This is a genomic window from Flammeovirga sp. MY04, assembly GCF_001682195.2.
Classification (GTDB): Bacteria; Bacteroidota; Bacteroidia; order Cytophagales; family Flammeovirgaceae; genus Flammeovirga; species Flammeovirga yaeyamensis.
This window is the reverse complement of record NZ_CP003560.2, coordinates 4,214,122-4,228,622: the sequence shown is the minus strand read 5'-3', so window position 1 is coordinate 4,228,622 and position 14,501 is coordinate 4,214,122. Positions and strand designations below refer to the sequence as shown.

The 14,501-nt window shown below is 34.9% G+C and carries 7 protein-coding genes; all 7 read right to left on the bottom strand.

Features of this window, described 5'->3' with window-relative positions:
- Positions 1-15: 15 nt before the first annotated feature.
- A complete protein-coding gene (locus MY04_RS16805; RefSeq protein ID WP_066211551.1) occupies positions 16-1,029 on the bottom strand; it encodes a hypothetical protein in 1,014 nt (337 codons plus the stop codon).
- 25 nt (positions 1,030-1,054) lie between these two features.
- Positions 1,055-1,912 carry a hypothetical protein gene (locus tag MY04_RS16800; RefSeq protein ID WP_066211548.1) on the bottom strand — a complete coding sequence of 286 codons (858 nt, stop codon included), beginning with the start codon at positions 1,910-1,912 and terminating at the stop codon, positions 1,055-1,057.
- 60 nt (positions 1,913-1,972) lie between these two features.
- On the bottom strand, positions 1,973-3,433 hold the full coding sequence (locus tag MY04_RS16795; RefSeq protein WP_066211543.1) for a SusD/RagB family nutrient-binding outer membrane lipoprotein: 1,461 nt from the start codon (positions 3,431-3,433) through the stop codon (positions 1,973-1,975).
- A gap of 18 nt (positions 3,434-3,451) precedes the next feature.
- Positions 3,452-6,613 carry a SusC/RagA family TonB-linked outer membrane protein gene (locus MY04_RS16790; RefSeq protein ID WP_066211539.1) on the bottom strand — a complete coding sequence of 1,054 codons (3,162 nt, stop codon included), beginning with the start codon at positions 6,611-6,613 and terminating at the stop codon, positions 3,452-3,454.
- A 1,270-nt stretch (positions 6,614-7,883) separates the two neighbouring features.
- On the bottom strand, positions 7,884-9,377 hold the full coding sequence (locus MY04_RS16785) for a SusD/RagB family nutrient-binding outer membrane lipoprotein (RefSeq protein ID WP_084005934.1): 1,494 nt from the start codon (positions 9,375-9,377) through the stop codon (positions 7,884-7,886).
- Between the two features lie 10 nt (positions 9,378-9,387).
- Positions 9,388-12,552 carry a SusC/RagA family TonB-linked outer membrane protein gene (locus MY04_RS16780; RefSeq protein ID WP_066211536.1) on the bottom strand — a complete coding sequence of 1,055 codons (3,165 nt, stop codon included), beginning with the start codon at positions 12,550-12,552 and terminating at the stop codon, positions 9,388-9,390.
- A gap of 492 nt (positions 12,553-13,044) precedes the next feature.
- The gene (locus tag MY04_RS16775; RefSeq protein ID WP_066211534.1) at positions 13,045-14,496 is read right to left on the bottom strand and encodes a SusD/RagB family nutrient-binding outer membrane lipoprotein; all 1,452 of its coding nucleotides are present in this window, start codon (positions 14,494-14,496) and stop codon (positions 13,045-13,047) included.
- Between the last annotated feature and the right edge of the window lie 5 nt (positions 14,497-14,501).

Here is a 14,501-nt window from a genome sequence, read left to right as displayed (position 1 = left end):
TTTGTTTAGTATTTCTTACTTTTTACCCACTTTTAATGCTTTTAACGCATCAATTGATTTTGAAGGTATTTGATCTGCAGAGAATTTTCTTGCTGAAGAAGCTGCTGCTTTCCACTCATAATCTTTATCACTTTTGATGATATCATCAATAATGTAAAGTGTACCCGCTGCATCAGATAACATTGGTACCGAAGGTAGTACTCTATTACCATTATTTTCTGGTACGCCACAGTTTTCATATTCTCCACCTAGAGAAAATGTTAAATCTCCCGCATCACCTGGGTCAAAATCTGAGTACTTTTCTGCTACTACTTTGTAAGTACCATTAGGTACATTAACATCAAATACTAGGTGTTCAGCACCACCTGTCCAAGAGTATGGGTATCCAGCATAACCAGCACCAAATTGATAAGCAAGAGCTGCTGCAAGACCTGCAGGATCATCAAGATCATGACCATATGCTGCAGCTGTATCAGCATTAACAGCATACATATCTAAATCCATTAAATCATACTCGTCATACTCAGTAAAAGGATTATCCTCGTTCAAAGTCCACTCTTGGTATGCATCAAATCCCCCTGTGATGTTATTAGAAATTGTAAATTCTAACATTTGTGGATTAGCAATTGTTGCATTTGCAGAAGGTTTATTACCTACTGAAAATTTAATTTGGCTATCAGCTCCAGACATACAGTCTAGTTCCATACCATATACAAAGCTTCCTACTGTATCTCCAGCTGCAATAATCACTCTTTCATCATGGTAGAAGTTACCTGTATTTGCAGAACCTTCTTCTTCCTGAATGTAAACAGCAATATCGAAAGGATAAGCTTTTGAAAGTACGACATTAACAGTTTCTTCAAAGTCTGTCTCCATCACTGTTTCAGGAATCGTAATTTCTTGAATTGTAATACTTGGACCTGCAGGTACAGCTGGGCCAGAATATTTATATTGTTCTTTTTCACATGATGATAATACTGAAGCTAAAGCTACTGTAACACCACATGCTATTTTAACTAATGATTTCATGTAAATTTTCTTTTGTAGGTTAGTATTAGTTGATTGGAACTAATTCGTCCACATATTCTACTGGTCCAGCAGAAAAACCAATTGTATAATTCAATGTGATCACTCCAGTATTTGGATCAACTGAAGACTCACTTGTTAGTGATACCTCATTACTATACTGACCTAAGTTTAATTGTTGATCAGGTACTTGTAAATCACCACATACATCATTGAATACCATACGAGCACCTCCCATAGGACCAGTAAAGAAGCTATTACCATAACCCCAGTTACCTACTGCAGTATGAATGTATTCACCTGGAGCAACTTCTTCAATAATGATTTCTAGGTTATCTCTTGTTCTAGTGTATGTACCAGCTAAAGCAGATCCACATTGCACAGTTAATGCAAAGGTTCCATCAAACTGTGATTGGTTAGCAGAAGCAGTAACTACTCTACCATCTGTTAACGTCATTTCTACAAAGAAATTGAAAACGTCACCAATTTGTAAATCTGATTCATTTACACCGTCCATACCTTCAATAAACTCAGTAATTGAAGTGTATTCAACTTTAAAAGGATTATCTAAAGAAGCAGTTTCTCCTAAAGTAGATACTCCCAACTGTGAACCTCCTCTTGTAAGTTCTTTTTTAACAGTATACTTTGTAACTGTACCATTAGAACGGTGAGCTCTTGCCTCAAAATTTAATTCTACATCTGTAAATACTACAGAACCGTCAGCTTGTGGGCTACCTAAAACTTTACCATCTGAATAGTCAAGTTTTAACCAATCGCCACCTTCTTGTGCCGAACTCATCATGTTTTCAGGCTCGCTATCACATGACATTACTGCAAACGCTAACGCGAATACTGCAAAAAATGATTTTATGTTTATTAATTTCATATTTCAAAAGTTTTGATATTCCTGTTTCATAAATGAAACAGGAAATTAAAGATCATTGAATTACTTATTCCACCAAATTTTAGTAGTTAATTCATCATCTCCTTGTTGAGATACCGCTGCTTGGTAACTTGTACCATTCAACGACTGCTCTGTAGCAGGATAGAAATAACGAGATGGAATCTCAGATACAGCACCGTTAACTGCTGGAGACAAAGTAGGAATACCTGTTCTTCTTTGTTCTGTCCAAGCTTCAATTCCTTGAGAGAATAGTGCAATATACTTTTGAGTATGAATTTTTTCTATTTTGTTACCTGCACCATAAGCTACAGTAGATTGTGCCATATAAGCAGGAAGTGCTAAAGAAACTTCATTTTCAGTAAATGAAGCTGCAACGCCTGCATTATAATATTCTTCTGCAACAGTAGTACCGCCAGTAATGAATCCTCTTTCAGCTGCTTCAGCAAGTAAAAATTGAGTTTCAGCAAAAGAAATGAAATAACCTGAAGCTGTTGCTTCTAAATATTTCTCACCTAAACCAGAAACCGTTGCTTTGTTATAAAGAACTGTATTTTCAGCAACAGGAGGTTTACCCATATATTCACCAGCATCATTCAACTCTGCCATTACAGTTAAACGTTCATCATTCAATGATTTTAGTAGTTCAACAAAAGCTTCACCCATTCTGTATTCAGTACGGTTACCCTGAACAACAGATTCAAAAATTGGATTAGCATTTGGAGCACTTTCTAAATAAGCTAATTTAGCTTCATCATCAATGCTTGTAAAAGCACCATCAGCTGCAGCCTGAAGTTGTGCATTAAAGTTTGTGATTTCAGAACTCTTATCTGAAGCTCTCATCAAAATTCTTACTTTTAATGAGTTGGCAAACTTGATCCATTTAGTAACATCTCCACCATACAATAAATCTGAAGAAGGAGTGATTAAACCAGGACCGTTTAGATAAGCAATTGCTTCATCTAACTTCATCAACATATCATTGTAGATATCTACTTGTTTGTCATAAGAAGGTGTAAAAACACCGTCTGTTCCACCTAAAAGTGCTTGAGAGAAAGGTACATCACCGTAAACATCTGTCAATAGTGCAAAGCCGTATACTTCTAATACAGTGGCAACACCCGCTAATTGCTTATCTCCTTCAGGGAAATCAGGAGTTGTTTGTGCTAATGCTAGGTTACGCATTACTTTAGCATTTGACAATACTGCAGAATAGATATTATCCCAAACACTACCAATTGCCGATTGACGAGGAATATATAATTCTTCATCAGTATACTGGATTTTTGACCATTGTTGAGACCAAACAGCTCCCATATCTCCGCCAATACCTGTACTGTACATTGTGTTAGCTGTAACTCTGATAATATCAGCTGTCATCAGACCTGCAGGCACCTCATTTGGCTCATTTGGGTCTGTGTTAATTTCTTCGAATTTGTCTGTACATCCCACTGCAGCTAATCCAATAGCAGCAGCAAGTGTCCATTTCTTTATATTTTTAATCATTGTGATATCTCTTAACTATTAAAGTTTGAAACCGATGTTGAAACCATAGCTTGCTGCTGATGGCAATTGACCGAACTCAATACCTTGAGCGTTACCATTGTTAAATGCTGTCTCAGGATCGATGTGTGGGATTGTAGAGTAAAGTATTGCTAAGTTACGACCTACAAAAGATACTGAAACATCACGGAATGGAGTTCTACCCATTAATTTATTAGGTAATGTATAACCTAATTGTACTTGACGTAGTTTTACATATGAAGCGTCAAATACTGAAGATTCTGCTACAGAGTTAGAATATGATCTTTGGTTGAAAGCTTTCGCAGTAACTGAAGTTGTGTTTGGTACATAAGTACCATCACCTTGTAATACTACACCTTCACCAACAATACCGCTTTCACGACCTTGTAATGTTTCTTCTAAAACACCTGCATAACGACCCCATGTAGTAGTCATTGAATAAATGTCTCCACCCATTTTAGCATCTACTAAAACGTTCAATGAAATACCTTTGTAAGTGAATGTATTTGAAATACCACCTGTCCAATCTGGAGTATAATTACCTAAAACAGCATACTCTGAATCGATTACTGGTAAACCGTTTGCATCATAGATAATTTGACCTGCATATTCACCTTCTTCAACTCTTGAGAATTTAGGACCAAACAATGAACCATAAGTTTCACCTGGACGAGCTTGAACTGAAACGTTCCACTGACCACCTAAATCTAAAGATTTAAGATCTTCAACACCTAAAGTTTCTACTTTGTTGATGTTTCTTGCAAAGTTCAACATAACATCCCAAGAGAAGTCAGTCTTTTCAATTGCTCTACCACCAATGCTAAGCTCAAGACCTTTATTACTCATGCTACCTACGTTTTGGATAGCTTGTGTATAACCTGAAGCAGCTGAAACAGTTACAGGTACAATCAAGTCTTCAGACAATGCGTCATAGTATGTCATATCCACTGTCATACGACCGTTGAATAAACGTACATCTACACCAAATTCTAAAGATGTTGTAATCTCAGGACGTAATGTAGGGTTGTTCAAAGTAGAGCTTTCGAATGGTAGTAAAACACCGTTCCAAGGAGTATCTCTGAAACCGAAAGTTTGACGTAAGCTGTAAGGGTTTGTATCTGAACCTACTTGTGCCCATCCACCTCTTACTTTCAACATTGAAAGAACTGGAGAATCAATTTGCAACATGTCTGAAAGAACTGCTGAAACTGTTACTGAAGGATAGAAGTAAGAATTGTTTTCTTTTGGTAAAGTTGAAGACCAGTCGTTACGAGCAGTAAAATCAACGAATAAGTAGTTTCTGAAAGCTACTTGACCTGAAGCATAAAGAGAGTTGATTCTCTTTTCTTCTAAGTAATTTGAAGTAGTTACAGGAACACCAGATTTAGCATTTGATAAGTTGTATAAACCAGGTAATTCTAACTGAGAAGCAGTACCACCTACATACTTATATACTTGTCTCATCATGTTACCACCTGCAGATAATGATAATGCAAAATCATCATTAATTTTCTTATTGAAAGATAATAAGAAGTCAGTATTGTACTCATAACGAGTTCTGTTTGAGTTTGCATAGTAACCGTCAGGGTAATCTAACAAACCATGTGCTCTTTTGTACTCTCTATTGTCTGTGAAGATATCACCACCTGTTCTTACGAAGAAAGATAACCAGTTTGTGATGTCATAATTCAAACGAACGTTACCAATTACACGATCTTTGTCTTGTGAATTCGTTGAGTTATCCATTACCCAGAATGGGTTGTTTTGGTATTGAGAGTTCCAGTTTAGTGGAGTACCTGCACCCGGAGCTCCTTCTGGAGTCAATGGAAGATTTTGGTAATCTTTTAGCTTAGCAAAGTCAACTTGACGACCTGACCAAATAAACTGTTGTACTGGGTTTTCTCCAGTATAACCTTGTGTTGGACGGTTACCTGAAATTGTTTTAGTATAGTTTACTGAACCGTCTACTCTTAATTTGTCTGACAATTTAGCTTGACCTGACAAAGTAAATGTGTTACGATTTAAATCAGTATTTGGCACCATACCCTTTTGATCCATATAAGTATATGAAGCACGAATAGAACCAAAGTCACCACCGTTTGTAGCAGCTACATTATACGACTGAGTCACACCTGTCTCAAAGAATTCTTTGTAGTTATCTGGATTAGATACCCAAGGAGTTTTTACTCTCTTAGTAGGATCAGCATTGTAACCTTCGAATTGATAGAATTCAAGACCTGCGTCTAATTTAGGACCCCAAGACTCATCTACAGCATCACCATAACCATTTGCACCGTCAACATACTCGAAATAAGTATCAGAAGAACCTTGACCATAAGCATTTTGGAAATCTGGTGATCTCAATGGATTTTCCATTGTTACAGTAGCATTTACTGAGATACCTAAACCTTTCTTAGCACTCTTACCTTTTTTAGTAGTGATTACAATCACACCATTTGATGCTCTTGAACCATACAAAGCTGCTGCGTTTGGTCCTTTTAGGACAGTCATTGACTCGATATCATCTGGGTTGATATCCATTGCACCGTTACCAAAGTCAGCTCCACCATAAGGACCTGAGTTTGAGTAGTTAGAGTTATCGATTGGCATACCATCAACAACGAATAAAGGTTGGTTGTTACCAGTTAGAGATGTTGCACCTCTAAGTACGATACGTGAAGATGATCCTACTGATCCTGAAGAACTTGTAATTTGCGCACCTGCCACTTGACCTGATAACGCATTTACGATGTTTGTTTCTCTAGCTTGTGTTAATTCATCGCCAGATACAGATTGAACTGCATAACCTAATGACTTTTCTTCTTTTTCTAAACCGAATGCAGTTACTACAACTTCTTCAAGTTGCTCTACATCCTCTTCTAAAGAAACTTCAATGATTGATTGTGTACCAACTTTGATTTCTGTGTCCTTGTAACCTACAAGTTTGTACACTAAGACTTGGTTTTCGTTTGAAACCATAAGTGAATACTCTCCACTAATGTTCGAAACTACTCCTTGAGTAGTTCCTTTAATTACTACGGCTACGCCTGGTAAAGGCTCCCCTGTTGGGTCCTTAACTACACCAGACACTTTTCTCTCCTGAGCACTAGCAAAAATAGAAATACTCATTAGCAGAGAGATTAGCAAAAGTGCTTTTCTCATAATAAAAAAAATAATTGAATTGGAACTTAAAAGTTTAGTTCTAGGGCACCTTAAAAAAGTTGCTTAAAGATGCGTTCCCCTAGAAAGTCTTCATGAAATTGAAATAATGGTGTTATAAATTAACGGTTTGAAAGATTGATTGTAATCGTTGTAAAAAGTAGAATTTTGTCATATAGTATTAATGAAAGTATGTTTAATAATTGAATCTTAAAGTAGAAAAGGATCGCCTTTTCCGATTAGTCATATGCAAGTATATGACATTAACTTTAATTATCTAAATTTTTTGTGAATATTTTTTTATGAAATTTAACACAAAGACCGCAATGTGTAATGTTTTTATAAAAATAGTACAATTTTAAGTCAAAAATTGGAACAAAATAAGGGATTTAAGAATGTAAAAAAGATGTTTTTATGTTCTTTTTATTTTTCACACATCTATAACTACCTCCTATTCTGCACATTATTATCAGAACGATTAAGACTTTCTGTATTTAATAAATATGTGTTAAACACTTCCGTGACATACGCTATCATTTATAAAGTACAAATGAAGCATAAATACTATAGGATTCGAATAGAAAAAATTATCAAAATAGTTTAATTCAAAATTCTAATTCTAAAAACTAAATAATTGATACTTTTCAATTTAAATTATTTTGACAAGGCATTTATTTATAAAGAATGAAATGTTTTTATATTTAGATGTATCTAATATACTGGTCGACAGGACATCAAAAAAAAATGTAATACAGTTTCTTTTAGAAGTTTAATCTGATAGTTGGTCATTAATAACTTGGACAGTTTTAAAGCAGTAACTCTTGAAAAATAGATCTCAATATATAAATCATCATTTAAAATACAATCTATTGATTATAAAATGCTTACATTTTTAACTATCAAATAAACTAGTCCAATCTAAAACTTCATAACGCATGATATAATCCCTTATTCAAAAAATAAAATACTGAACACTTTCTTTTATTGTAAGGTTATATTCTTTTCTACGGTTTTTGAGTAATATAAATACTTATCTGTTACATCTATTTGCTTATTCATCGAGTACTTCATATTAAGCAATAAAAAAACTCAAATAGTGGTTTCTTAATTCTACAACGATCTTTAGCCTTTTGATTCAGAATAAGTGTAATGCTTTTCTCTGTAGAGTACTCTTTTTCAAAAAAAAAGTCATTTTATCTAAACTTATTTTAGATAAAATGACTTTTAAAATACAATTTCAGTGAAAAGAAATTGTGTATGTGTTTTTTAGGAATTATCTATTTCCTCCTGCCCACCATACTTTATCAGTAAATACAAATTGACCATTTCCTTGTGCTTCACTTACATTAGGGTTGTTATTTACATCACCTGCTCCATAAGTATAGCGTAATGGGAACTTTGAAGGATCATGATGTTGTAAAGTAATGTATGAAGTCTCACCCATCGCTTCTAATCGTCTCATGTCATTATATGCTTCTAAAGATTCCGCTTGGAAGAAAGATAAATATTTTTCTTTCATGATACGGTTAACATCAAATGTTGTAATAGATGAAATATAATCCTCCACATCAGATGTTTTAGACGCACCAAATGCTGCTCTAATTGCATCTTTTGCTGCTTCAGCACCACTTCCTGCTGCCATTCTTTCTTTTGCTTCAGCTTCCAAGAATTTCAATTCATGGTAACTCATCAAATAAGATGGTTGTGTAGCATCTAAGAAATATGATGAAATGCCATAAACATTATAAGCAGGTGCAGCATCCTCCATACCATTTGGAGCAAAAATTACTTTACCATAGTCTGGACTATCTGGACGAGTATAAACATTTGGAATAAAGAATTGACCAATTCTTGGATCATTATCATCCATGTTATCTCTTAAACTCTGTGAGGCTCCATAGTAAGCTCTTACATTTAAGAATAAGAAATTAGGGTTATATGAAGTTGATCCATTATAGTCAAATCTAGCTTCCTCATTAGCACTTGTAAATGATAATGCTACTTCATCTAATACGTCTTGATATGAATGCTCAGATGGATTAATATGTGAAAGTCTCATATGAGCTCTCGCTTTTAAACCATGTGCAAATTTAATCCAAGCATCAATTGAAGCTGTAGGATTAGCTCTCGAATTTAAACGATCATACAATACATCTTGAGATCCAGGTGCAGAAGCTTGTCCCTCGAATGAATTCTCTTTGTTTAAATTTTCGATCCCTTCATCCAAAATATTAAAGATATCATCATAGATTTGAGCTTGTTTATCTAAATTTGGAGTGAAGTAGTTTTTATAATCTGAAGCTTCAGTAAATGGAACATCACCACACACGTCTGTAAGTACAGAAATATAGTAAGCTCTTAATACCAATGCTCTTCCTAGCATTTGATAATTCCCTTCTTCTCTTCCTCCTGCTGAACAATGTTCAATAATATCAGCAACGTCTCTTAAACCAGTATAAGCTGCATTCCAAGCATTATTATATGTAGTTGATTGAGTTACTTGCCCAAGTCTTGTTTCAGCGTTGTAAAATTGACCATCAATACCTACTTGATGTTCTACATATAAAGCTGCATACATTCCAAAGTCACCACTTGACACAGAAGCTGCTGCTCTACTAATAACGTCTGTTAATACAAAAGAAGTCGGTACTTCAGTTGGATTATTGGGGTTCAAATTAATCTCATCCATAATCTTGTCAGTACAAGATGTCATAGACGACATTGCTAATGAACCTACTGCAATATATTTTAAATATTTTTTGATCATGTTAATAAAATTAGAAAGTTAAGTCTACACCAAAACCGAAACTAGATGTGTTAGGCATTGAAAATCTTTCAAATGCTCCACCCATGTTGTTATTACCTTGAGAAGACTCAGGGTCAAAGTTTGGCAATTCAGTCCACAATAAGATATTTCTTGCAAAAGCAGATAAACGAATATCTGTTGTTCCTTTGATTACTTTCTTCGGTAAACTATAACCTAATGAAAGTTCTCTTAATTTCAAGAATGAGTTATCATAAATTGCTCCTTCATCAATTTCACCTTCTACATTATAATATCTAGTAAAGTAAGCTCCTTCGTCACCTTCTCCACCTCTTACAATATCATTAGGAGTACCGTCTTCTTTATAACCTTGCATAATGAAAGTTGATGTTCTATCTTCTGTATCAATACCTACACCATAAAGGTTTAACAAGTTATTAGTACCATGGTACATTTGGCCTCCATGTTTCCAATCAAATACTGCAGCTAAATTCCAGTTTTTATATCGGAAGTTTGTATTGAAACCTAAGATAAAGTCAGGAGTAATATCACCAATGATACCATCAGGACCTTGCATTGGCATACCGTAAGTAGCACTAGTAGGATCTTCATTTACTAAAATTCTTCCTTCATCGTCTCTTGCGAAAGTAGAACCGTAGATTACTGGGTATGCGTAACCAATACCTGCTCTAACTTGTGGTGTTACAAAACCACCTAAGAAAATTGACTCAACACCTGGAGCTAATTCATCAACTACAGAAGTAATCTTAGAGTAGTTCACCATTACATCCCAAGTAAAGTCTTTTGTTTGTATTGGCACTAAATTTAATGTCAATTCATGAGCATCAGTATGTAATCTACCTCCATTTGTTAAGAAGCTAGAATAACCTGTAGATGACGCCATTGGAACTGGGAAAATCTGATCGGTCACATTCTGACGAGAATAAGTATAACTTAAGCTAATACGATCATTAAAGAACCCAACATCAGCACCAATTTCATATGACATTGTGTTTTGAGGCTTCAGTTGATCATCATAAATTGTAGAGTTTCTAGTATACGCATTAACACCACCCATTGGATAGTTAACTGGGTAAGTACCAGACCACCAGCCTCCTCCATAAGAAGGTTTAGTATAGAAATCTTCGTAGTAATTTCCTGCTTGACCTACTTGAGCAAATGAACCTCTAATTTTCAATAATGATAAATCATCAGAATTCTTAAGGAAATCCATTTCACTTAATACCCAGCTGACAGATACAGAAGGATAGAAGAAAGATCTTGCTCCTGCAGGCATAGTAGATACATAGTCATTACGACCTGTAACCGTTGCAAAAAGGAAATCATCATATGATAATGAAGCACTACCAAAGAAACCTACAGTTCTTGTATTTCTTTGATTTTCATTAGCTGTTTGAACAATTGCATTATCAATATGCTTCCAACCACCAAAGTTAAATCCTACACCAACTTGATCGTAAGTTTTTCTTTTTGTATCATTTACTTCATTACCAAGAATAGCCGAGAACTTCACTTTATCAGAGATATCCCAATTGTAATTCACTGTTAATAATGAGTTGAGAGTATTGTTAGTAATACCATAGTTGTTAATTCTACCAGCATCACCCTTACTTCCTTTTTCAAAAATATCTTGATAATGAGTTGAGTATGAATCAATACCTAATTGATACTTTACTCTAAGGTTCATGTTCTCTCTAAGACTCTCTTCGTATTGTAAATATGTATTACCATAGAAACGTTGAGTCTTTTCGTTAAATACGTTGTTTTGAGTTGCCCAATAAGGGTTATCAAAAGTTAAACTTCTGTAGTAAATCTGAGAATAAGGATCTGATGGTAAGCTTGATGGGATACCTTTCAAATCATATGAAGCTGGAGCAGCATAAACACCTGCTAATGTTGCATCATTACCTGCAGATAATTTATCAATTTCACTTTGAACATAGTTTGCTGAAATACCAGTGCTGAAATTATCATTAATTGTCCCGTCAAATCTACCTTTAACATTCCAACGGTCCATACCTGTAGAAGGTGCAATACCTTTCTGAGTAGTGTTTGACATACCAATACTATAGTTTGCTGACTCAGTTGCTTGACTGATGTTTGCACTAGTATTAATTGTATGACCTGTTTCGAAGAAGTCTCCAAAGTTATCATATGCTTGTGGAGTTACCCATGGATCCAAGCCCGCTTGATCTCTTTGTGGTACATAAAATTTACCTGGATGACCATTATTATTTCCACCATAAGTTGGATCGTTAGGTAACTCAGAAATTTTCGGTCCCCATCCTAATGAAGTATTTGGTACATATGTTCCACCTGAACCTTGACCATAAGTAGTTTGGTACTCTGGTTTTCTAGAAACTGTTTCAAAACTTGTGAAGTTTGAAACTTTAACTACAGGCTTACCTTTATTTCCTTTACCACTTTTAGTAGTGATGATAATTACACCATTTGATGCTCTAATACCATATAATGCCGCTGCTGCTTGACCTTTAAGGATGTTGATTGACTCAATATCGTTAGGATCAATATCAACAGCTCTGTTTGCAATATCAGCACCTGTTACTGAACTTCCTGTAGAGAAGTCAGGGTTTGATGAAATTGGCATACCGTCAATTACATAAAGTGGTGCGTTATTTCCTGTAAATGATCTTGCACCACGAATATTAATTTGAGCTGATGCACCTGGAGCTCCAGAAGAAGGCTTAATATCAACACCAGTAACTTTACCTTGTAATGCACCTGCTAAACCAGGGTTACCAGTTTGTTGTAATGTCTCAGTTTGTACCTCTTGAAAGGCATAACCTAAAGATTTTTTATCAGATTCTTGACCTAATGCAGTAACTACTACTTCATCAAGTTGTTCAGCATCTTGCTCTAATGAAATATCAATTTTTGAATTTTGGCCTACTCTCACTTCTTGTGTTGAGTATCCAATAAAACTGAACAATAATACTGAGTTTTCTGAAACTGAGATTTGATATTTACCATTAATATCAGTGATTGTACCCTTGGAAGTACCTTTCAATAAAACAGTTACCCCTGGTAATGGCTGTCCCGCCTCTGTAACTATACCAGAAACTGTTCTGTCTTGTGCTACAGCACTTACACAAAACATCAGTGTAAGTACAAATAAAGAAAGAAGTCGTTTGTACATAAATTAAAAAAATTAAGCTAACATTTTAGTCATCAAATAGATCAATAAAAATTGTTTGTCTTTAAATAAACTTATAAGATGAATAAACTTTAAATTGAATTGGTTTAACAAAGAGAAAATTAGTTATATGGCTTTATTTCTAAACACTCTCCATCAAACTTGAGGTTAGTTGCAATATCATTTATTAAAAAATAATAATTGACTTATTTTTAGTTAACGACATTAAATCAAGGACAAACAAAACAACAAAAACCTGTAAATGAATTACTTAAAAAAAACATCAAATATTAATATATTGAAAAACAACAATTCCGATAACACTAAACACTAAATACATAAACAGAAATCCATGAATAATTCTTGTTTGTTAATTTTTTTAACCAAATACAATTCCCATAACATTAAACACTGTTTACAAATGTTTAATAACAACCAAAAAAACACTACCCTTAAATGAGTAGTGTTTTTTTATACTTAATATTGTATTTAGACTTAGTATTGTCCACCAGCCCACCAAACATTATCCGTATAAACATTTACTTTTTGATATGCTTCTCTAACGTTTGCATTATTGTTCACGTCGTCTGCACCATAAGTATATCTTAATGGGAACTTGTCTACTTTAGGATTCAAGAAATGAACATACGAAGGATGGTTTCCTCCGTTCATCGCTTTCAATCTTCTGAAGTCGTTATATGCTTCAATAGATTCAGATTGGTAGCTTGAAATATATTTTTCAGCCATAATTCTATCGATATCTAAGTTGTCGATTGTCGCAATATAATCTTCAGCTTTCTGAGCACCTTCTTCCATATCTGCATAAATGAATGCTGCCTTGATTGCTGCAGTTGCTGCTTCAGCACCCGACTGACCTTTTCTCTCCAAAGCTTCAGCTTCTAAGAATTTCAACTCGTGGAAACTTAAGAATTGAGTGGGGTAAGTACGATCATTGAAGTAATCAGACATACCATAAAGGTTTTGATTTTGATCATTCTGACCATTCGCTCCTAATACTAGTTCAGTAACATCAGCATGATCGTTTGGAATGAAGTATCTCTCCAAACGTGGATCGTTATTCGTTGTCATCATATCGTGCATAGATTTTGATGCACCATATTGTCTACGAATACCCCAAAGTAATGCATAAGGGTTAATCGTCGAACCACCATTGTATAAATACTTAGCTTCTTCAGAAGCATCAGCAAACGACAATTTGATTTCTTCTAAAACTTGATCGTAAACAGAAGCATCAATATGTGACTGACGCATTAATAACCTTGCCTTTAAACCGTGAGCGAACTTCACCCAAAGATCTAATTGACCTTGGTATAAGATATCATACATACCAATATTGGCATAGTTGTTTTCCGTTTCCAAGTTGATGATTGCATCATCAATCATTAAGAAAATTTCTTTGTAAATATCTTCTTGCTTGTCCAAGTGAGGAAGCATATGCTCGTCTGGATCTAAAGCTTCAGACCAAGGTACATCACCACACATATCTGTTAAGATTGCAAGGTTGTAGGCCATCAATACTTGAGCAATACCTGCGTTTGAAGTATTCCCTGCCTCATGACCTTCCTCAGAACAAATTCTGATAACATCTTTAGAATCTCTCAATGCAGTATAAGCACCATTCCAAGAGTTATTGTAAGTAGACGATACAGTCAATTGTCCGTCGTCTCTAATTTCTGCTTGGAAAAACTGATTGTGCGTTCCTACAAAATGCTCCACATAAAGTGAGGCATAGAATGCGAAATCACCATTCGCAATTTGTACTGCAGTTCTGTTAATCAAATCTGCTAAGACCAAGTTCGAAGCCACCTCTGTAGGGTTGTTCGGGTTTTGATTGATTTCGTCCATCTTATCCTCTGAACAAGAGAATAAGGTTACAGTTGCCAACAATGCAATGGCAAACTTATTTATATATTTCTTGATTGTCATGATAA